The sequence below is a fragment of the Chryseobacterium oncorhynchi genome (genome assembly GCF_002899895.1).
Classification (GTDB): domain Bacteria; phylum Bacteroidota; class Bacteroidia; order Flavobacteriales; family Weeksellaceae; genus Chryseobacterium; species Chryseobacterium oncorhynchi.
On sequence record NZ_PPEI02000001.1, the window covers coordinates 627,961 to 650,961 of the forward strand.

Sequence of the window (23,001 nt, forward strand, 5' to 3'; positions counted from 1 at the left end):
GCTTCTATTTTCTTATTTATTATTTCTATGAGGAAAACCGTTCGATATATACCCATTTATATCCTCTGGAGAAGTAGCAAATCGAATATTGAAAGGTGATTTAGGGATTACATTTTGCCAACCCATTACTCCTCCTCAGAAGTTCCTTCTGCTGCAATTTCCTGTGGAGCGGCTTTTTTGAAGATAAACCAAAGCTTGATCTTTAAGGCAATCCATCCTATAATAGCATACACTACCAAAAGAATACTTAAGTGTTCCAAATATGGGAAAGTAAGTTCTACAGATCCTTTTTGAATCAATAAGATTTTAAAAGCCTGTAAAAAGGGAGTTAGCGGAATGATATTGGCGATAAACTGTACAAATGCAGGCATCGCACTTAAAGGCCATGTAAAACCACTGATGATAAACGCAGGAGAGGCTATTACCATAAGGATTTGTGTTGCTTTCAATGCATCCGGAATCAGTATACTGATGAATACACCAAGGAACGAAGCTGAACCTACAAAAACGGCCGTAAGAAGAATAAAATTAAGTATTCCCTCCGGCATCGGAACCCTGAAAATCATATGCATGAAGTAATAAACCCCTACAATCAGAATAGAAGATATCCAGATCGGGATTACCTTGATAAGCATGGTCGGGAATGCCCATTTTTTCATTTTTCTGTATTCCTTTACAAAAGATCCTCTTTCAAATTCAGCAGCAAAACTTACTGCCATTGCCAGCAAAATAACCTGTTGCAGTACCACAGCCAGCATTGCAGGCCACATAAATATAAGGTAATTTCCGGTGGTGTTGAAAAGCGTAATATAATTGGCCTTGAAAGGCTCATATTGTGTTGCAGCCTTTGCTGCAGGCATTCCTGCTTTTTGTAAGGCCTTTATGGATGCTCCGGCAGAAAATGTTCCTATGGTAAGCTGTAATGCTTTGGAGGCAAAATTAGCCGTCAACACGTTTCCCGTATTGATATAAACATTCAGTTCAGGGTATTTTTTCTGAAGCATATCTCCTTCAAATCGGGATGGAATAATCACAATAGCTGCTGCTTCATGCTTAATCACTTCATCTTTTATGCTCAATGGCTCCTGAATATATTTGATAATGCTAATGCTTTTATTATCACCCAGCATTTCCGTTAATTGGTTAGACAATGGTGTATTATCTCTATCAATAACCAATACAGGTGTATTTTCCACTTTTCCGCTTTTGTAAACAAACCCCAGCAAGGTTGCATAAAAAACTGGAGCCAAAAAGAACACAGTCCTTAAGGTAGAATTGCCGATAAAAAGCTTGAACTCACGTTTTAAAAGACGGAAAAATTCTTTCATCTGTATATTTTAATATTTTAAATGACCAGATGGAACTTCATACATAAAAAATTTCATGAAGAAAGGAGCCATCCTATTTCGTTTCAGATTATTTCAGGATAACATTCGCATTCACCAAAAGGCTTTTTGCTTTATTCATATCCTTAGGTTTTACCTTGATCTCATAGATTGCATCCTGCAACTGATAGTCAGGATAAGCGGTAGTAATATCTGCATATCTGGTCAATTGCTTAATGTAAACAACACTTCCTTCCAGATTTTCTTTGTTATAAACCACCTGCATATTGACATTCTGCCCTTTTTTATATTTTGAAATAGCACTTTCAGGAACAGTAAATCTGAAATAAGTACTTTCAGGAATATACCCATTGAATAATGCAAAACCTGCCGTTGCCAATTCACCGGTATTCAAACTTATGGTTTCAATATCCATGTCATTAGTCGCAATGATGTATCTTTCAGAGTATGCTACATTAGCTTCCTGCAAAGCTCCCTTAGCCTGGGAAGCCTGCCCAGCTGCCATTTCTACCTTTTCGAAGCGGGTTCCTCTGTTCACATCATCCAATTCTGCCACCACGGCATCATATTGGGCCTTTGCTCCCTGAAGTTTTGCATACACCTCATCGTGTGCCTGTGGAGACATTAAACTATCACGGAACATATTGTTAGCTCTTCTATAGGATTTTTGTGCAAAATCATACTGCTCTTTCAGTCCTTTATATTTTGCCTGAAGCTGTCTCAACTGATCGGGTGTAGCGCCGTTTTTGGCCATTTGTTCCTGTGCTGTAGCAGCATTTACGGCACCTTGAGCCTGTGCTATTTTAGCAGAGACCTCCGGAACATCAAGTTGTGCCAGTGTATCTCCTTTTTTTACAGTTTGTCCTTCAGAAACGTATATTTTTAGAATTCTTCCGGTAACCTTTGGGGCAAAAGAGATTACGTCCTTTTTGGTCTTTCCTTCCGGTTCCTTTATTTTTTCATTTTTTTTGTCGCAGCTTCCCAATAAAAACAGAGAAGCAATGAGTATAGATATATTTTTATGCATCATTTTAATTTTTAAGGGATTAAATAAAATTTGGTGATATCCAGCTCCTGAGTAGATCTCATCAGCTCTATTCCTGCTCTTCTCTGATTGAAAATTGCGTTCTGGTAATCCAGTTCTGCTGCTTCGAGATCATTTTCTGCATCAATAAGCTGTGATGATTTGCTCATTCCGTATCTGAATTCTTTTTCAGCTTGTACCAGTGCACTTTTTGCCAATTCTTTTTGCTTAGCCTTTAATGCAATCTGTGCGGTAGCAATATCATAATTGGTTTGATTGTTTGCCAAATTCAGGCTTAGCTTTTTCAATGCATCTTCTTTCTGATTCTGCAATACTTCTTTTCCAACCTTGGCCGTTTCTTCGGCATGCTTTCCTTCTTTTCCGTCAAAAATCTCCCATTTGAATCCAATTCCCGCTGTAATTAATGGAAAAACATTAATGTTATTGGGACTCCAATCCAGCTTTTTACCTTCATATCCAAGTGCAGGAACTGCCGGAACTACGTTTTCAGAGCTTTTAATTCGGTTTCCGTAAAGCCCGATATAGTAAGCAGAAGCCATCAACTGTACCTTTGGAATCATCCATGTTTTTTCTGCCTTTATTTTATAATTTGCAGCATTAATTCCATGTTCCAACGCACGGATTTCAGCTCTTTGCTCTATTCCTTTTTCAGCGGCAAGCAATTCTACAGGAGACAATATCGGATCTATCATTCTCAGACGATCTCTATTGATTCCCGTTAAAATATAAAGCTGGGTAAGAAGCAATTCTTTTTTCCCTTCATATTCTACCACTTTCGCATCTAAAGTTGCTTGGGCCAGTTCTATTTTTTTATGATCGTAAGGAGTGATTAAGCCATAGCCTAATGCTTTATCCGCAGTCTTTTTATTGATGTCCAGCCTTTTTTTACTTTCGTCAAGAACCTTTTTAGATTGATGGATCAATGCCAGCTGATCATAGGCTTTGGAAATAGTAGCCATAACCTCATCTCTGGTTTTTTCCAAGAGAATATCCTCAGATTTTTTCTTTTCTTCAACTGCTTTTTTAAGGTATTTTACCTTTCCTCCGGAATACAGAAGCATTTTGGCATCTGCCTTGGCAACGCCTGAAAACCCAGAAACATTAAAGTTATTGTTGAAACTTCCCTCAGGGATATTAATAAAAGGGGCCAGATTAATTTCTGGTGACGTCAGTCTTGCTGTTCCATTAAGATAGCCAGCCTTACCGCTTAATTCCAGGGTAGGAAGAAAGATATCTTTTAGTTTATGTTCGTCGAGATCGGTAAGCTTATTTTGGGTAATCTGCATTTTAAGGTTCGAGTCCCGAACCATAGCACTATCCAGAAGTTCTTTAAAATCCGGCGCAGACTGTGCCCAGCCAAAAGCAGGAAAAGCAAAAAAACTAAACGTAAAAATCAATAAATTGTTTTTCATGGTTTATGTTTATAACAAATATAATGCAAAAATTGTTAAAATACTCACAGATTAGCAAATATAAACATCTATTTACAACAAGTTTAAAATACGTTTAAGTATAAAGCTCTTTAAAATAAAGTCTTATCAAGACCGTTTAAATCTTAATTAAAAACTAAAAAACTTGAAAAAAAATTTAACTCTACTTTTACTCTTCCTTTTCCGGATTCTCTGAGTCTTGAAAACAGGAACTTTTTTGGATAAGATTAAATAAAAACAGGATTGTTTCCCAAAGATTAAAATTTAAGGCCTTAAGCACTACAAATGAAAACTCCCCACATCACTGTGAGGAGTTTTCTATATAATTATAATAAGCTGATTTTACTTTTGAACTGCTTTTTTCATTGCAGCATCCGGACGTAAAACTCTGTAACGTACTTCTATATCTTTTGGAACATAGAATACCAATGGTAATTTACTGTTGTATCTTACGATTTCCGGCTTAAGACTAACGAACTTTTTAGAAAGTTTCTGCCCCGGACAACCCATTAATGTTCCAGCTGTTTCTCCTTTAGATTCTACTTCATAATAGTTGTACCCCCACCCCTGAAGATCCTGAGTTTTCATCTCTCCCATCAGAAAGTAGTTGTTACAATCCAACATTTTCTCAGCGCCAACAAAAACTTCAACTTTTAAATCATTTTCATTTTTCGCTACGGGTAGCTGAATATATACTTGCTTGTATCCTTCTTTAGCTTTTGGGAACATTTCAATTTGCAGTTTTTCAAACTTTTGACCTTTCGTTTGTCCGAAAGCACTTACTCCTGCCATTAACACCAATCCGGTAATTAAAATTTTTGAAAATTTCATCTTTTAATAATTTTTTTAATTGATACTATTTTAATTCCAAAAACCATTCCAAAACTAAACAATTGTTTGATGTTTTTTTATTTACAATTTTCAAACAAAAAACTGCAGTAAAAATTACTACAGTTTTATGCTTATAAGTTATTCTGAAATTGCAACATTGCTTCCTTTTGTATGTGCATTCATTTGCGGTGCGTAGTAATTCTGCATCGTTGTAATTCCGTTTGAGAATTTACCTGATGCATTGGCTACCACGTCGTACTCAAATACATATTTTCCTTTTGGCATATATTGAATATAGAAGTTGGTAGAGGCATCTTTTGTAGACTGATAATACCCCAGATTATTTTTCCATTGATATCCGGACAATGCGTTTAATGGTTCAAATCCTGCAGCACGCATGTCTTTAATGTGAATAAATTCCATGGCACGGTCTGTATTTAATATCATTCTTACGGTTACCTTATCTCCTACCTTCAATGGTGTTTCCGGTGAAATCTTCTGAAGTTCTTCCCCGTTTACGGTTTTCACTTTTTTATAAAGTTCCTTGGTTACGGAAATATAATTTTCAGATGATTTTATTTTATCCAGATCTTCATAATACTGCCAGAATAATCCTCCCTGAACAATTCCAGGACCTGGTTTTGTAACCGTTACTGTAGCCAGGTTTTTGTCTACAGTTTCTGTTTTCACAGCTGACTTCACATAGCCTGTTGCCTGAGTTTGAGGAATAAGCTCTTTTCCGCCCCAAACGATGGTTGCTTTGTCACTTTCTGCACCTGTCCATGATTTCCCTGAGTTTAGGATCGTAAAGATCACTTCTGAAGTTCCTCTTGAGCTACCCCATGAATTTACTTCTTTCTGTGTTACTAGCCAGATCTTCATTTCTTCAATAAAGTTCTGATCATTAGATTTCAGCTTATTGAAAGTTTCCAATGCTCCTGCATGGTTGACTACTTTTGAACCGAACCACCCCCAGTCATTCAGATTCTGTTTCCAGTAAACACCTTGTGTTTTGGTATCTGTAGAGGTTTCTTTAAGGTAAGTCATCAGTTTATCTGAAACCTCTTTTATTCCGTAATCATTCATTAATAAAGCAGCACGATGAAGTCCGAAGAACGTAAAATCAGTGATCTTAGCTGTTTTTGCTTGTTGCTTCACCAGAGATTTCAGGGTGGCACCTTTTCCTTTTAAAGGATATTGCTTTTCCCAGTAGTTTCGGGTATCAAGATAATCAAGAACCCAATTGCTCCATACATTTACTTTTTTAGTATCTGAATATTTACTGATTTCAGTATCCACATACTGAATTAATTTTGCTACCAGTTCTTTTTGTTCCGAACCTTGATAATCCTCTACATTATCTTTTAACCAGGAATTGATCTTTCCAAGGCTTTTAAGGATGTACAATGATGTTCCGTAAGAACTTGGATATCCCGGATACCATGAGAACCCACCATCCGGATTTTGTAATTTTTTAAATTCATCCCAATCCTGGCTGATAGAATTTTTCATTGTATTGGCATCAAATAAGAGTGCCAGTTTCTGCATTTGTTCATTCTCATTCTTACTGTCCAACACCCAAGGGGTTTCTTCCAATAAAAGTTGTTTCAGCTCCTGATTTTTTTCAAGGTTTGAGTTTAATAATCCTTTGCTTTGATATTCTTCGAAAATAGTTTTCATTTTCGGATTGGCCTTAAATATTTCTGAAGCCAGTACATCTGCAAACCATTTGTTGAAGATAACATCTGCAGAACTATTTTGGTCACTCTTCAAGCTAGGAAGAGCGAACATAATTTCCCAGATTGGATTGGTAGTCAATTCCAATGTATTGGAAACATTTGAAATAGTTGTTGAAGTAGCATCTTTAAGGTTATCCAAAACAAATGTTTTGGTTTCTCCTTCTTTTACAAAAACAGGAACAGCATCGGTAACCAGCATTCTGTTCGGTAACACGGCAACCGCCTGCTGTTCTCCATCAGAATAGGCTCCTGCTTTAGCCACCACTTTTAAAATGATTGAAGAAACATTGTTTGGAACTTTTAACTTCCACGTTAATGCACCGTTTCCGTTTTCAGTCAGATCAAAATTTTGAGCTCCTGAAGCAACACCAAATTTTGAAGAGATATTTTCGTTTGTGAATGCATCCAGAATCTGTAATTCTGCAGAACCACTCAGTTTTTTATCGGTAAGGTTTGACAATTTTGACTGTAAGTTCAATTCATCCCCTTCTCTTAAGAATCTAGGATAGTTTGGCGTTACAGAGAATTCTTTCTGTGTTACCACTTCTTTTTCCTGGGTAGCAGCTCTGGCATCCTTGGTATGAGCAAGGAACATCAGCTTCCATTTTGTAAGAGCTTCCGGTGATATGAATTCAAAGCTTACATTGCCTTCTGCATCGGTTTTTAGATTCGGATAGAAGAATGCTGTTTCACTTAAGTTTTGGCGTACAGGAACTTTTTCTAAAGATTCTTTTTGTTGAGATTGTTCTACAGCTGCATCTGCAGCAACACTAATTCCCGCCACTGAGCCAGCAAGTGATTCCTTTCTTTCCACAGCATATGCTTTTACAACAACCTCCTCAATATTTTTAGATGAAACGGTATCTTTAGATCTAGCGGAAGGAGCCGGAGGTAAAGCGCCGCGTTTTCTTGGGCTTCTTACAGCATTCCCACCTAGATTATAGTATAGGCTGCCATCAAACCAGTTAAAATTAGGAACTTCAACATAATTCCCATTATAGTATTCCTGTCTTTTCTGATATCTTTTCTGCAACAAATAATCCTGCATAGTGTAAGATGAAATCATTGTAAATGGCGTGTATAACTTCTCCCAGTTATATTTATTTACAGCAAACTGATCCAGAGACATATCATACATATTGGCCAATACCTCTGCATTTACTTTTTCCTTATCATTTCCGGTAACTTTAATGGTCCATTTTTCTTTTGAATTAGGCTCCAGTTTATCTCTGAAAGTAACTGTTTCTATTTTTAAAGGCTTCTCTGTATCTTTTATTTTCAGGGCTGCACTCTGTGTTTCCACATCATTAAATGCAACCAATTGAAACTGAAGGTTAAGTTCTGATACACTCTTCTCTTTTGGAATATTGGCGGTATACTCTAAAATTCCATTTTTCAGCTGATGGGTTTCTGAAATGGTTTTTCCAGATCCATCCTGAACAAAAACATTTACCAAAGCATCAGGAACCGCAGAATACACATAAACTTTTGTTTTCTCACCTCTTGTTACCTCATCTTTTGGAGCAATTACCGTAAGGAATGTTTTTTGAGCCGGTTTCAGCAAATTTTTATCCCAAACACTGAAGTATTGGGCTGATTTTATGGTGTCTTTTCCTTCAATATTGAACAATTCCAGCTGATAATCTCCGGCTTCCAGCTTCCCTAAATCAAGGCTGGTCGAAAGTTGAGTGTTATCCGTTGACGCCGGTTGTTGTCTATCCGTAATTACTTTTTCTGTTTTCCAGTTTTTAATCTCATCATTTTTATCAAACATGTCGTGTGGAAACTTGCTGATAAATTCATTTTTTGAGTATTTCGGTAAATTTTGAACTTCTGATTTAAAATTATTTCTAAAAATCCTGTCCGGAGCTGCCAGCTTTGACAACTTCACCTGATATGGTTTTTTAAGATTTTGTTCGTTATAATTTTTTGTTTCTACTTTAAGCTTTACATTTTCATCACTAAAAGCATTTTTAACATCATCTGCTTTAATGTAATGAGAAACTGAAGCCACACTCAGCTGTGTATTGGCAGACTGTGTTTCGCCATTAATATCTGTAACAGAAGCATTGATTTCATAATTATCAATCTGTATTCCCTCTAGTTTTTCATCTTTCTTTAGATCCAGACGAATAACAAATTCTCCTTTTTCATTGGTTTTAGCTTCTCCCAGAATTGAATTTTCATTGTCGTCACCTCTTGGATACCACCAGAAATATCTCCATCTGATATTATGTTTCTTGATCTCGTAGTTTACCGTGGTATTGCTTAATGCTACACCGGAGAACATCGTAGCTTTCCCTTTAAGTTCTATGGTCTGACCATATTTATATTCGTCTTTTACAGGCTCAAAGGTTACTTCAAACTTTGGTCTCTTGTATTCCTCTACCCTGATATCTTTATACCCATCACTTTTGCCATCCGTATTCAGATAGAAAACCCCGTTTAGTTTTCCTTTTGGTAAGGTAAAACTTCCATGATAAGATCCAAATTCATTGGTCGTAAATTTTTGTGAAGAAACTTCCTGATTATTGGCATCCAATAAGGTTATTTTTTGCTGTAATCCTGAAACTACAGACTCTATTTCCTTATTCAGCTGCGTATTCACTACCTTGAAGTATACAATCTGCCCCGGTCGGTAGATGGCTCTGTCTGTGAAGATTTGTGCCTTAGTACGGGATTCTTTGTTTGGATTATAATCTTCTGTGCTGCCTCGGCTTCCATAAACCTGCATGATCTGAAAATCATTGGTCTTTGGCTGTTGGATAAGGAAAGTTCTATAATATTCTTTACTCGCAGTAACAGGAAGTTGGAAAACTCCTTTTTCGTTGGTTTTACCTGTAAGTTTGTTAATCGAGTTATTACCTGCAAATTCATGAAAAGTAAGGTTTTCACTTATGACAGGTTTTCCGTTTTCACTGTTAACCAATTTCAATTCATCAGACAGCGAGTTTTTAGAAGACTTATTTTGGTAAATGATCTTGCTTCCGGAAACAATGAAGTAAAAATTCTGTTGGGAATCAATATCATTAGTTTTATCATTTTCACCGTCTACTGAATATTCTACAACATAAATTCCTGATGGAAGTGGTTTAATCTCCAATGAAGTTTTGTGAAGTTTATAATCTTTAGCATCTGAAAGCTGATAGTTTTCTTTTCTTACCAGACTCTTTTTTATATTTTTAAAGTTCGTACTTCCATAAGAATTCTGCATATATTTCATCAATGATGCAAAATCCTCTTTTACTTCATAAATGTTTAAAGAAAAATCTGTAACATTTTGAGATTCTGCTACAAAATGAATAGGCAGATTATTTTGGGTCTGCTTTTCATATTTAATGGTTAACGACGGATTTTTAATCTGTGTTTCCTTACTTTTAATATTTCCGATGAAAGGAGACTTCGGATACTCGCTTTTTGCCTGTTCTGCAATAGCAAGTGCTTCCTTAAATTTATCTTTCATGACAAGTTCAGTCATGATATCTTCCATGATCAGTACTTTGTAATCACCCTCTACATTAGATTTGGCAAGATTCTGAAGCTGTTCAAGCTTATCTTTACATTGATTGAAGTTGCAGTTATCAACCAATTTTTCTTTCATGAAATACAGCTTGGGATTTCCGTTGTTTGAGGCAATCAAGTCATCAAAGATGGCATTAATTGAGGTACGGTTTTCTGTAAGCTCATTTTTGGTAAAAAGATTACTCTCTGATAAAAAGCTAACCTTTTTAAGAGCATACCAATCGTAAAGGCTTGGAAAGTAAGCAATATCCTTTATCTCTGAAAACAAAGCTTTATACTTTTCCAATGATGTCTTTTTCAGTTCCTGTTTCTGCTGATCCAGTTTCTGATAGTTTTTGGTTAAATAATTTTTAAAATCAAGCTTTGACCATGTTTCAATCTGTGAAACATCTTGTGTATTGATATTAGTTCTTCCATTGATTTTCCAATAATTCTGGTTGTAATAATCCAGAAAAAAACCGTTCAAAAGAACTTGATAAACTAGTTTCTCTTCTCCTTTCAATTTTCCCTCAGCATCTTGAAGTTTGCTGAAGAACTTTGAAGCCGAATCATTCTTATCATCGTCTACGGTTTGCTTTACAATACTGAACTCTGCTTTCAGGGAACGGATCAGCTGAATTGTATTATTTTCTTTCATAGCTTTGTTTTCTAGGTCCAAAATAATGGGAAGATTAGATTTATAAGCTCCTTTCTGACTATTTTCTGCTATTTTTTTCCACTGGTCATCGTAATATTTCTGTGCAAAAACCGGTGAAAAGCCTAGCGATAAAAGCGAAAGCATAAATATCTTGGAAAATCTTTTCATATATATTAAATTTGATAAATGAACATTTTAAAAATACTGAAAAAATCCGTTATAGACAGTCAAGTTTACGTATCCTTAATGGGAACTCTTTTTGCAGTATTTTTCATGAAAGAGCAAAACACATTCCGTTTGCCTACTGTTCTTCTAATTTTCATCACCTATTTCAGTGGGTATCTTTATACTAAATATCAATACACCAAGCATTTTTTCAAAATTCTGGTTTTAAATGCGGTTGCAGGAATTGTCTGTGCTTTTCTGATCATTCACAATCATAATGAAATAAGACTGTTAAAGTGGTTTGTAATTGTTGTTTTAGGATTGCTCTACAACAGTTTTTTTCTTGATATTTATATCCGAAAAATTCCTCTTTTAAAAGTATTCTATGTGGGATTGGTTTGGGCATTGGTTAACTGCTGGCTCACTCTTCCGGAATTCAGTCTTCCCATTTTCCTGATCAGTTTTTTCTATATCACGGCATTGGTACTTCCATTTGACATTCGGGATATGAATAGTGATACCGTAAAGACTTTCCCCATGTTAATAGGCATTCAAAATACAAAATACATTGCCTATGCCCTTGTCTTCATAAGCAGTCTTATAGCTATTTTTTACCTTAAGCCTCTTTATGTCATTTCATTTTTTTTATCTACAATTATCACTTATATTCTTATTTATTTATCTGAAAATAAAAGAGATGACGCTTATTTTTCATTCGGTGTGGAAACTTGTTCAGCACTTCCTTTTTTATTTCTACTAATAATGGAGTATTTTTGACGAATGATTATCAAGAAGCTTTCCCTTTACAATTTCAAGAACCACTCTGAGAAAAAATTTGAATTTTCCCCGCAGATCAACTGTTTTGTGGGCAATAATGGTGCGGGAAAGACCAATATTCTGGATGCTCTTCATTATTTATCGGTAGGGAAAAGTTTTTTAGGAAATACGGATCTGAACAACATCAAAAGAGAAGAAGATTTTTTCACTATTGATGCTGAAATCCAGAACGAAGACAGTGAAGATATCATAAGAATTACTCAGCCTAAAGAAGCCAAAAAAATCATCAAAAAAAATGACAAAAGCTATGACAGGCTTGCTGATCATATTGGTTATTTACCCAGTGTAATGATTTCTCCTTATGACTCCAACCTGATTTCAGACTCTGGAGAAAGCAGAAGAAAGTTTTTAGATTCCATGATTTCTCAAACGGATTCCGAATATCTTTTTGATCTGATACAATACCAAAAAACCATTCAGCAGAGAAACGCATTATTGAAATATTTTGCTAAAAACAGAACATGGGATAAGGATTCTTTGGAAATTTACGATGAACCGATCGCTCGATTTGGAACAAAAATTTTTAATAAAAGAAAAGTATTTGTAGAACAATTAAATCCTATTGTAAAGAATTTTTATCAAATTATTTCCGGAGGAAAAGAGACGGTTTCAGTCATTTATGAATCTCATTTACTGGAAAATTCTTTTGCAGAGCTTTTAAAAGGAAGCATTGAAAAAGACCGTATGCTCACTTATACTTCAAAGGGAATTCACAAGGACGATCTTCTTTTTGAGATGGATCATGTTCTCATCAAGAAAATTGGTTCGCAGGGACAGCAGAAGTCATTCCTTATTTCACTTAAACTTGCTCAGATGAGCCTTGTTAAGGAACTTACCAAGAAAACCCCAATTCTTTTATTGGATGACATTTTTGACAAACTTGATGATACCAGAGTTTCTCAATTAATTGAATTGGTGAACAAGGAAAGCTTTGGACAGATATTCATTACGGATACTCACAGAGAGCGAACTGAAAGTGTGGTGAAAAAAATTAATGAGGAAAGTATTATATTTGAGGTATGATCTCAAGGGTATTTATCATCGTATTTTCACTATTATTTACGTTTTCATACAGCCAAAAAAAGAAGAAAGCGAAAGATTTACTTGCTGAAATCCACAGATACCAGCATGGTGAAATTAATAAAAACTTTAAATCTATTCCTTTACAAAAAAGGGTGTCCAGATTTCCGTTTGATAAGGCTACCAAGATTAAAATTATTTCCTACAACCTAAAATATAAGGGAGCAAAGGGTTATACACCGCCTCCCCCGCCGCCGATAACTAAGCAGGATTCCATTAATCTAAACACATATTATGAGAATCTTAAAAAATATAAATCTGTTGAAATAGAAGACCTTATTAAGGATAGCAGTCATCAAGGTATACAAGAGTCAAAAACTCTTACATTAACTGAAATTTCTGAACTCAGTGATGTTCTGTATAATACCTGCCACAAATATTATGTTTCCTATACTTCTCAGAGCGGATGTTTTTTTCCTAGGAATGCCATCTTGTTTTATGATGAACATGATAAGGTTTTTGCTTATTTTGAGATTTGTTTTGAATGCTCCGGAATAGAATCATCTCCAAAAAATATGATGGATTCTTTCGAGACCTGCGAATTTCTTTATCCTGATCTGGAGAAGTTTTTTAAAAATAAAGGTTTAACAACCGAATACGTACAGTAAAAGTAAAATGAAGAAGAAAAAACGTGAATATCAATCCTCTGAACTTGTAAAATCTTTTGCAAGAATCTATGGTTTTGAAGATAAACTGATAGCTTTTGACATTAAAGACTTCCTTGAGGATTATCTTGATGAAAGCCTTTTCCGTGAGATCAAAAGCGTGAATATTGAAAATAAATGCATTATTATTAAAATTGATTCTCCATTGCTTAAGAATGATTTTAAAATGCGTAAGACTTTCTATCTGAAGAAGTTTCAGGATAAATTTGGAGCAGAACAGTTTCAGGATCTTCAGATATTCTAGAATTTACCCTGCTCATCTATGCTGTAAGTAAGAATTACTCAATAATTATATCACTACATATAGAAATAATGTAATATATTTAAGGTTCACAAAATTATTACATCATGAAAAAAGTACTTACATCAAAAAAATTATCCAGAAACAATTTAAAAGCTATTCAGGGTGCAGGGCAAATGGTATGTTGTCTTGTAAGCTGCGGAGATACCAATCAATGCATCTTTTGGGAACAATTACCCGCAGAATGCCCGGAGTTCCCTTATTGCCTTTAAAAGCTATACAATAGACTAAAATAAAACGAGGCGATCTTAACAATAAGATCGCCTCGTTTTATTTTTATTAATGTTCTTCTGATTTATTAGAAATCGTACTGCTCATTAGGTCATCCGCTTTTTTATCGAGTCCTGAGCTTAGTGGTAAGAAAAATTTCAATGGGTGCTTCGTAAAGTATCTGAAAATCTCTTTGTAGATCTCACTCACCTGTCCGAAATTCATCTTTCTGGATCTAAAGGCAAGAAACATAGACAAACTGAAACTTACCAGGAAGTTGAAAAATCCGATTAAGAAAACCGTTACAAAAGACATCCAGAATGTATAGGAGTCTACTGAGAAGTCTTTTCCATACAGTCCCAGCGCAAAATTTCCGGCTGCAAAGGTAATGTGTCTGATATCTAGATCAAGCCCAAAAAACATTCCTACAGGCGCTGTAGCACCAAGGAAAACTCCGAACCAAAAATTGGAAACAATCCCCGGCCAGTTTTTAGCATAATACTTAGATAGACCCTTTGCAAATTTTTTCCCGAAGAAACTTCTGATAGAAAGGTTTTTGGCTATCCTCTCAGGAATTTGATAGAAAACTGAGTTATTTCCGATATTTCCTGAAATAATTCCTGAAATAAAAAGGTAAAACCCTGCAATACTTGCATGCAGAATCGCCTTGGATTTAAATGGATCAAGATCCTTTAATAATTTATCTGATCTGTCTACAGCTAAATTTTGTGATAGAAATACATCCAGTCCGTAAATAATAGCCAAAGCTATAGGAAAAGCAAGCAATACATTCCCAACAAAAGCAATAAACTGGCTTCTGAAAAGCTTTGATACAAGATGGGCAAATTCTGTATTGTTTCTTTTATTGTTGCCCTCTTCAGACAATACCTTGGTCATGGTAGCAGCAGTCATGGCCGGCTGTTTTGTTGCCAGCGTAAACCCCATCAGATAAATCATGATGAATCCCATGGCGTAGTTCATTGAATAGAGGAATGCGTGTGAAAAATCACTTCCCGGAATATATCCATAGAGCATTTTCAATACACAAAGCGCCCCAACAATAATTCCACCACCACTGGCTTTATAGAACATCGTCATATATTCTTTTCTGGTAGAAGTGATATAGTGTGTTCCGGCTTCTGCAGTATGATTGGTAATAAGGTGAGAAATCAGCCTTGTACTGTCATTGATAAGATCTGCAATGTTGTTCTTATGAGATTTATAGTTCAAAATATTAAAAGCCAATTGCTTGGATTTAATAAGAACGTCCTCTTCATTATCAATCACTAAAAGCTGTACGATCTCATAGATTCTATCGGTCTGTTGTCTGATCTTCAGCAAGGATTGATTAATCTTCCCTGAAATACCATATTTAGCAGAATTTTTAAAAGCGATATTAACGAACTCCTGACACTGTCCTGCATAGATCTTAATCTGCTTGTATCTGCTATCTTTGGAATGGAGTTGCAATTCGGGATCTTTTACTAAGTCTTCTGCCAATGTTTCCAGCTCATTTTGAAGGGCTAAAAACGGGTTATCCAGATTTCTGTACTGTGGTGCCATTCTCACGACTTCCACTTCCATGGCCATTCCCGTTACCCTCCAGGAAAGGATATTCATCGAGAAGATAAGCTCCTTTTTCACATTAGGCTTCGTAATAAAGTCTGCCGCTCCTAAAATATTCAAAAATTCATTGATCTCATTTTCAGGAAGATTATGAATATATTCAAGATCTTTTTTAGGTCTAAGACTTATATTATCAATCATATACCAAACCGTTTTCTCATTTTCAACGGGTGGTAACACTTTATTCAGAATTCTTTTTTTAAGTTCCGGAAAAAAGGCATTTTCAGAAAGAATATTCGCTTCTGTCAATGACAGGTTGAATGGTCTCCCTTTAAAGATATTATGAATGTAAAGCTTAAAGTTTTCCGCAAAATTCGGATTGCTTCTAAGGAAATTGAGCACATCTGTAAAGTCTGCCTTTTTAACGCTCTCTAAAAACTCTGCAAAAGGCTCTAAAGAAAGTGTTTCGTTCTTAAAAGAAAAGTATTTTTTAAGAACTGACTCAAAATTTGTGCTGGAATTAAAGAATTTCATTAGTACAAAGATACTATTTCAAACTCACATTCCTCATCTGTCTCATGATCCAATTGTGTTTCTTTCTTAAATATGGGGATGGATTCCTTGGATCATACTTCTTTGGATTGGGCAGTACAGCGGCAATCCATGCTGCATCTGAAGCACTTAGATCTTGGGATGATTTTCCAAAATAATATTGTGCTGCCGCCTCTACACCAAATACTCCCTGTCCCATTTCAATGGAATTCAGGTATCTTTCCAGAATAATATCCTTACTCCATACTTTTTCAATAATAAAAGTATAAACGGCTTCTAATCCTTTTCTTACCCAGCTCCTGCCCTGCCAAAGGAAAACATTCTTTGCGGTCTGCTGGGAAATGGTACTTCCACCTCTTATTTTTTTCCCCTGCTCATTATGCTTCATAGCTTTTTCGATGGCTGTATAATCGAAACCGTTATGATCAAAAAATTTCTGATCTTCAGAAGCTATTACTGCCTTTTTCACATTATTTCCCATTTCATCATAGGAAATATAGTCTCTGTGTAGTTTTCCGTATTCAAAAAGGCCTCCTATCTGTGTAAGGGTTATAGGCGGATTAAAAAATCTGCCCCAGATAATAAAAACCACGTTCAGAACAAGAACGATGAAAATAAGCTGTTTAATTTTTTTCCACATAACTTTTAAAAAGGAAAGGCAAAAATAAGCAAATACTCCGATTTACTGCAACTCTTTCATATAGGTAAGTTGATAATCCGGCAAAAGTTCAGGATGAAAGATTTTAATGTAGTCTTTCAGGATCAAATCAGCTCTTACCACTCCACTTTCAAAGAAATCATTGGCTTTTTGTTTTTCCTTTCCTGCAATGGTATAAATTTTACCTTTATTGAATACATCCAGCTTTCCGTAGAAAGGATTCATTCCCAGCATTTCTTTTTTTGAAGTATGGCTTCCGGCATTTACCCAGTACTGAACACCTCCTGCTTTGGCATATACCTCCTCAAAGCTCATGGTAAGGGCTTTTTCTTCCTTATTATCTTTCATAATATAATTCGCATTAGCGTCAGCAATATAATGTGCTACAGAAGTATTTCCACCTGGAAGATACCAGACATCACCGTACATTTCATTAGCCAATACTACAGGCTTTTCTTTTGATTTCAATGCCAATTGCTTCAGATCATTATAGTTTTTCTCAACTTCCTGATATTTGGTTTTAGCTTCTTTTTCTTTTCCTAAAAATTCTCCAAAAAGCTTGATGTAAGCTGTCTTTTGCAAGGGCTGCTGTTCCATATACTCATCCAAAAACACGACCTGAATTCCGTTGTTCTTCAGCAATTGATATGTATTATCAAAACTTGCAATATAATTGGTGAAAATAGCATCCGGTTTCATGGATATAATTTTTTCCACATCGTATTTCTGCTCGCTACCCACATTTTGAATCTTTCCCTCCTTAAGCAGGTTCTGAATCTTTTCTGAATAAATATATTCCGGACTTGAAACTCCTATAATCAGGTTTTCCGCTCCCAATTCTGAAATATACCCTGCCATACTTGCATTCAGTAGGATAATTTTCTTGAAAGGAATTTGGTTTTTATTAAAATTATAGGTAAAATTTCCCGATTTTAGTTCCAAGACACCGTCTTGTTCTTTAAATTGGGTACGACTCGAGATATTTGTCCAATCTGAGGACGAAATTTTTGTTTCTCTTTTACAGGCAATTAGCGAAAATACCGTAAATAAAAGTAAAATTTTCTGTTTCATCTTTCAAAGAAAAGAAAAAAGTGCTATATTTGCAAACCCTTAAACAACAAGGTAACACAAGGCCTCGTGGCGCAACTGAATAGCGCATCTGATTACGGCTCAGAAGGTTACAGGTTTGAATCCTGTCGAGGTCACATTAATAACAGGTTAACAGTTAAATCAAGCTTATTTCAACTTATGAAGTACTATGATTTAAAGGTTAACCTGTTTTCTTTTTCCCTTTTGTCATAAAGCTGTCACAACGATTCTGGCCAATAATTATTAAATCTAAATTATTATTGATATGACTCAGAACAGACCTTCATTTCTTGTCACAAAGCTTGTCACAAAAAACAAATTTATGACAATCACAACACACTTTTACCTAAACAACTACACAAGGAAAGACGGAAAACGTCAAATTTTTTATGATGTTTCCATTAATAAAGAGAGAGAAAGAATACCCACCGGTCTCTATGTTAAACCTGAACACTGGGATAATATGAATAGAAGGGTTAAAAAAAAGTTTGATACTGAAGATATCAATCTATCTCTTGATAACATGGACTCAAAGACAACCGAAATAAAAACTCATTATAGATTATCAAAGGGAGCATTTCTGGATATTAAAACTTTTAGAAACGAATTTTTCAGTAAAACTCCAAAATATGATTTCATTTCATTTATGAGGCATAATATTGAAGAAGTGCCTACTAAGGAATCATCAAAAAGACATGCAAGATCTGTTTTAGCTAAACTGGAAGAATATAAAAGCCCCTTACCATTTAATAATCTTACATTAGGCTTTTTTGAAGACTATAGAGGACACTTGTATAAAAAGGGAAATAAAAATACAACTATAAGTGGTAACATTAAGACAATAAAAAAATATATAAATCTTGCCAGAAAACACGGACTCTTCATCAATTTTGACACAGATGAACTAAAAGTCGGATCAATGGCAGGAAACAAGACTAATCTTACTATAAAAGAAGTTAGTATTTTGAAAGATTATTACTTTAGTGAGGATATCGATCCTCTACATATGTTAAGCCTTGGTTATTTCTTGTTTTCTTGCTTTACAAGCATGCGAGTTTCGGAGATTCAAAATCTAAAAAGGTTTGACCTGAAAGGAAATGCCATTACTTTTCATTCAGAGAAAACAGAAAAATCACATACAATCGTGCTTAATAATACCGCGAAATCATTAGTAGAAAGTCAGCCCAGATTATTCGTAGAGCACCTTCATGCAAACTACATCAATAGAACTCTAAAAAACATAATGAAACTTGAAAAAATAAATATCAAAAAAAACGTTTCTATGCATACCGGCCGACATACATTTGCCACCAATTTTTTAAGAAAAGGCGGCAATGTAAGAGACCTGCAGCAGATACTTAATCACTCAAGTATTCTGACAACAATGATATATGTGCATATCGTTGAAAAAGAATCAAACTTATCTATCTACCTAATGGATTAATTTATAGTTTCGGTGACAAATTCTACCTCGTAGGTATTGTCACCGACTTTATCCTTGTTAAGTCTTACTATTAAATGAATATTGTTATAGCAAAATATATGTTTTTTAATGTTCATTCCAACAAAACTTTCAGCATTCATTATTTTAGTCCAATTATATTCGGTTCCCCTTACTCTTTGGCGTAACCACTTTTTAAAATTTTTATCAAACAATTCCGGATGAGCACAACCGGGAATATTCTTTGAATTATTCTGGCCTGCGACTAAGCCATCATAATAGACAAGTCCAATAAGATCATCAGCATCTTTTTTAACAATGGCAGTTGGAACAGAGTTTTCTTTAGGTTTTAAAACAGGTAACGGATATCCTGGTATTTCAATTTCATTTGTATCCTTATTTTTTGATCCATTAATTTTGGAGCCTTTATCATCATAATACATACTATCAAGTGAGTAATTATCAAGCTCAGGGAATTTAATTAAAAATGATTTTTTCTTCAGGTGATTTCTTTTTGGTTCCTTCACTTCAAAACTTTGAAAATCCTGAATAACATCAGGCTCCCTATCTCCTAATTTATTCATAATTACCTTAGCACCTAATACTTCAAGATCGTAATTAAACCAATTTTTAACACCATTAACATAATCACCAAAAGTAATATTAGGAACCGCCCTTGCAAGGTTAATCTCATTAGCATTAATCACTACTTTAGTTTCCTCACTTCCTGAGTTATTCTCAGTTAAAACATCAGATATAAGCTCAAAACTTATAATATTATATTCTGAACCATCAGGATTAATGGGTACATAATCCGCATAGAATGTAATTACATTATCTGCATCCCTATTGAAATATGAAGAAAAATTTAAATTAATTGTTCTTATAATCCCACCATCAAAAAATTCTTTAAAAGCATAAACATCAACCCCATTAACACTAATTTTTAGTTCTACTGTACTATTGTTAAATGTTTTAAAATCAAAAGCTCCTACAATATTATAATTTCCTTTTGGTAAAGAACCTATGCTTTTATTGTAAGTTCTTTTCCTTAACCTTATGACATGCCCATTAATGTAATAACTAAAGGGGTCATCAGTATTATAATCTAAAGGACTAGCAGTTACTCCAACCTTTGTTTGAGATTTCATAGTAAAATATTCTGTTCCGGAAAATAGCCACCGTTGCTGGAGATCCGGATCAATTAGTATATCACCAATTAAATCATACCCAGCATCTGCAAAACCGACCTTTAATAAGTAGATAGGATGTGGACAAGGATGAACGATATTCAAATTATTGATATCACCATTTCCTGCAATATAATTCTGCTTAAATTTACATAATCCATTATCTATAACACTGTCATTATAATATCCATCAAAAGCATTCCACATGTTGCTATTTTGGTCATATTTTTTGGTAAATATTCTTGGAAAATTATAATTAACAGAAGGCCATTGTTTAGTTATTATAGATTCAGCATGCGTATAGATATTATCTACTTTGAAACTATCTAATGGAAGTTCATTCAATTTTTTTTCAAAATTTGGAATTTCTTCTAAGCCAAAATCTATCTGCCCAATCAACTTATTTCCCTCAGTCGTTTGGATCTCTAATTTCGCTTTGTAAGTTTGATCTTCAAAAAAAAGTAATCCAGGAATATTCGTTTCAAGATTCTTACTTTCAAAGCTTGAATAATCACCAAACGTATTAAGAAAGACATCATCTAAGTAAATTTCGAAGGGAAAGAAAAAAGGAGTTAATGTTTTTTGACTCATCATTGAGTTTTCTTCTTGAGTGCTAAATTTAACATTGGATAAATCTATTACTCCTTTATCCGTATAAAACTTTATTTCCATTATTCTACAATTAAAAATTCTAAATCAAACTGAATTAGCTCTACAGTTGTATCTTTTTCAGGCAGTTTTTGGGTGATACAGAATCCACGATATACTTTATCTTCATACTCTATAAAACATAACTTACTTTCAATAATTTCATTAATCGTTGGAATACATTTAGCAATTAAAAACCCAGTATTTATAACTAAAGTACTTACTTTGCTCACATCATATTTTTCTTTCAAACGGGTCAAAACATTTTGGTCATAAATATGATTATAATCAGGATTCTTTTTAATGTGACCAGTAAAAGTAAAAGCTTCCGGAACCAGATTCTGATTTTCAAATTGAATATTGATAACAAGAGGGCCGGGCCATAGAGATGTATAATAAATCAACTTCTTTTCGGGCGTTATTTCAATTGACTTTTTTACTGGAAAAATGATTTTATCTTCTTCATCTTCAATCTTTAACCTTGTAATCACACCATCTTCAATTATATTGGGTGCTCCTATTCCAATATTAGAAGGATTTAAAAGCCCTTGAATGTAAGTAAAGATATACTTTGATCCTGGAACTCTTTGCCGATGAAGATTATTAGTAAGTAAAGGAAATCCTGAAGGTTTTTTACCCGGATAAAAATAAATTGAATCAATAGATTCACTATGAATAACATTATAATCTGCATCTAATTCTTCCACTAACACTTTAACTTCTGCCGGGTACATCCATAATTTATTATCTAAACGTGAAGGAGCATTAGGTTCTCCAAGCACACTTTTTTTTAGCCTCACAAAATATTGATGAATTTTAGCTCCCAAATCAAAGGAAGCCCGATCATTATAATATGGAACCACCAACGATCTTTCAATTATTTTTGTACCCTCTTCATTTTTAAAAATGACATTTAATGTTGATTGGACAAATCGTGAAGTATTATTTCGGCGAACAAAATTTATTCGTTTATCATCCAAGCAAAAATTATAAGATTCTTTGTTTGATAAATAAACGAAGCTTATAACAGATAATGAAACAGGTACAGAAATAAATTTATTCTCAAAATTAATTTTAATTTCTCCAGATAATTCCCCTATTGGCAACGTTTGAGAATTCAAAGTACTAACTGTTATTTCAATATCTGTATTGCCTGAATTAGATGATAATTCAAGCCATGAAGGAGCTACAATAGTAAATGCTTTTCCATAAGGATTGATAATTCTTAGTTTCTCTGATTTTACTTCTGCTGCTGCCTGAAGTAAAGAGAATGCTAATGAAGTTGGTGTGACCAATAAATCTTTGTTCAATACAAACAAGTGTATCAAAAATGAATAAGCATTAACGGACGATCCACCAACAAGCTTTTTCTTTATTAGACAACTAATTTCGTACATTCCTTCAATAGGAAGAGCTGCATTATTTTGAAGAGGAGAAGAAGGTTCAAGCAAAAACTGATTATTCTGAATTACATCAATATTCTTAAAAATCGCCAGATTATTGAAAAAAGAAAGATCAGCATTAATAGAGTTACCTTGAATCAGCACATTCTGATCTCCGGATAATTGATTATTCTGTCTATTAAAAATTACATTATATATTTTCTTCTCTGTTATAATAGTTTCATTCCCTTGAATTGTTAATCCTATTTTTATAGAAGTCTGATTTATAAATTCTAAAAACCCAGGTGTATTTGGAACACCATATAATGTAAAGTATATTTCCGTATTATAATTACCATCCTGAAGATTATCAAAATTTTTAAAAATAAGATAGAAATTCTTATTAAGGTTAGGTGAAGTAGTAGAAAATGAATCAATAATTGAGTTTCCGTCAGAAACATCATTGACATCAATGGGAGTACCTGAACTGTTAGAATCAATTCTAAGACGATATTGTGAATAAACTTTACTTGTAGAATATTGTAAGTCAATTTTCACATTAGCAGGTAAAGGATCACCTCTTTTCCAGGTAATATTGGTCGTGAGTGTATTTGCGTTTAAATAATCCTGTGGTTCTCCTCCACCTTCTGGGAATGTTAGTGGCATA

General features: G+C 34.4%; 16 protein-coding genes and 1 tRNA gene. 7 read left to right on the top strand and 10 right to left on the bottom strand.

Translation table 11 applies throughout. The annotated features are described in order from the left end of the window. Nucleotides 1-125: 125 nt before the first annotated feature. The 5 genes from C1638_RS03000 to C1638_RS03020 form a co-directional block, all read right to left on the bottom strand. On the bottom strand, nucleotides 126-1,328 hold the full coding sequence (locus C1638_RS03000) for an ABC transporter permease (protein ID WP_109618044.1): 1,203 nt from the start codon (nucleotides 1,326-1,328) through the stop codon (nucleotides 126-128). 88 nt (nucleotides 1,329-1,416) lie between these two features. Beyond that, nucleotides 1,417-2,373: an HlyD family secretion protein gene (locus C1638_RS03005; protein ID WP_109619068.1), complete on the bottom strand. Its 957-nt coding sequence runs from the start codon at nucleotides 2,371-2,373 to the stop codon at nucleotides 1,417-1,419. Between the two features lie 11 nt (nucleotides 2,374-2,384). Next, the gene (locus tag C1638_RS03010) at nucleotides 2,385-3,803 is read right to left on the bottom strand and encodes a TolC family protein (protein ID WP_109618045.1); all 1,419 of its coding nucleotides are present in this window, start codon (nucleotides 3,801-3,803) and stop codon (nucleotides 2,385-2,387) included. Nucleotides 3,804-4,163: 360 nt separating this feature from the next. After that, nucleotides 4,164-4,652: an ecotin gene (locus tag C1638_RS03015; protein WP_109618046.1), complete on the bottom strand. Its 489-nt coding sequence runs from the start codon at nucleotides 4,650-4,652 to the stop codon at nucleotides 4,164-4,166. A 138-nt stretch (nucleotides 4,653-4,790) separates the two neighbouring features. After that, nucleotides 4,791-10,718, bottom strand: a complete 5,928-nt coding sequence (locus tag C1638_RS03020; protein ID WP_109618048.1) for an alpha-2-macroglobulin family protein — start codon at nucleotides 10,716-10,718, stop codon at nucleotides 4,791-4,793. 18 nt (nucleotides 10,719-10,736) lie between these two features. On the opposite strand from C1638_RS03020, the gene C1638_RS03025 reads away from it, so the two are divergent. From C1638_RS03025 to C1638_RS22225, 5 genes are all read left to right on the top strand, one after another. Next, nucleotides 10,737-11,492 (top strand): UbiA prenyltransferase family protein, encoded by a 756-nt coding sequence (locus C1638_RS03025; protein ID WP_109618051.1) that lies wholly within the window; start codon nucleotides 10,737-10,739, stop codon nucleotides 11,490-11,492. A 3-nt stretch (nucleotides 11,493-11,495) separates the two neighbouring features. After that, on the top strand, nucleotides 11,496-12,575 hold the full coding sequence (recF, locus tag C1638_RS03030; RefSeq protein ID WP_109618053.1) for a DNA replication/repair protein RecF: 1,080 nt from the start codon (nucleotides 11,496-11,498) through the stop codon (nucleotides 12,573-12,575). After that, nucleotides 12,572-13,240, top strand: coding sequence for a hypothetical protein (locus tag C1638_RS03035; RefSeq protein WP_109618055.1), 669 nt, complete (start codon nucleotides 12,572-12,574; stop codon nucleotides 13,238-13,240). The genes recF and C1638_RS03035 overlap by 4 nt, the downstream gene beginning before the upstream one ends. A 7-nt stretch (nucleotides 13,241-13,247) precedes the next feature. Then, on the top strand, nucleotides 13,248-13,541 hold the full coding sequence (locus C1638_RS03040) for a hypothetical protein (protein WP_109618057.1): 294 nt from the start codon (nucleotides 13,248-13,250) through the stop codon (nucleotides 13,539-13,541). A 104-nt stretch (nucleotides 13,542-13,645) separates the two neighbouring features. Continuing rightward, on the top strand, nucleotides 13,646-13,810 hold the full coding sequence (locus C1638_RS22225; RefSeq protein ID WP_165826487.1) for a bacteriocin-like protein: 165 nt from the start codon (nucleotides 13,646-13,648) through the stop codon (nucleotides 13,808-13,810). Nucleotides 13,811-13,877: 67 nt separating this feature from the next. Here the strand turns inward: C1638_RS22225 and C1638_RS03045 are convergent, their stop codons facing one another. From C1638_RS03045 to C1638_RS03055, 3 genes are read right to left on the bottom strand one after another with little or no spacing between them, the layout of a single operon-like run. Beyond that, nucleotides 13,878-15,908: a transporter-like protein gene (locus C1638_RS03045; protein ID WP_109618059.1), complete on the bottom strand. Its 2,031-nt coding sequence runs from the start codon at nucleotides 15,906-15,908 to the stop codon at nucleotides 13,878-13,880. Nucleotides 15,909-15,921: 13 nt separating this feature from the next. Continuing rightward, entirely contained in the window at nucleotides 15,922-16,566 is a 645-nt protein-coding gene (mtgA, locus tag C1638_RS03050; protein WP_109618061.1) for a monofunctional biosynthetic peptidoglycan transglycosylase, read from the bottom strand. Between the two features lie 42 nt (nucleotides 16,567-16,608). Further along, nucleotides 16,609-17,655, bottom strand: coding sequence for an ABC transporter substrate-binding protein (locus C1638_RS03055; protein ID WP_165826488.1), 1,047 nt, complete (start codon nucleotides 17,653-17,655; stop codon nucleotides 16,609-16,611). A 60-nt stretch (nucleotides 17,656-17,715) separates the two neighbouring features. On the opposite strand from C1638_RS03055, the gene C1638_RS03060 reads away from it, so the two are divergent. Together C1638_RS03060 and C1638_RS03065 are read left to right on the top strand one after the other, a co-directional pair. Continuing rightward, nucleotides 17,716-17,789 (top strand) — tRNA-Arg (locus C1638_RS03060). Between the two features lie 206 nt (nucleotides 17,790-17,995). After that, nucleotides 17,996-19,117, top strand: coding sequence for a tyrosine-type recombinase/integrase (locus C1638_RS03065; RefSeq protein WP_165826489.1), 1,122 nt, complete (start codon nucleotides 17,996-17,998; stop codon nucleotides 19,115-19,117). Here C1638_RS03065 and C1638_RS03070 read toward each other — a convergent pair. Next, on the bottom strand, nucleotides 19,114-20,976 hold the full coding sequence (locus tag C1638_RS03070; protein WP_109618065.1) for a hypothetical protein: 1,863 nt from the start codon (nucleotides 20,974-20,976) through the stop codon (nucleotides 19,114-19,116). The two genes, C1638_RS03065 and C1638_RS03070, sit on opposite strands and share 4 nt — an antisense overlap. Continuing rightward, nucleotides 20,976-23,000, bottom strand: coding sequence for a hypothetical protein (locus C1638_RS03075; RefSeq protein ID WP_109618067.1), 2,025 nt, complete (start codon nucleotides 22,998-23,000; stop codon nucleotides 20,976-20,978). The genes C1638_RS03070 and C1638_RS03075 overlap by 1 nt, the downstream gene beginning before the upstream one ends. Nucleotide 23,001: the final 1 nt, after the last annotated feature.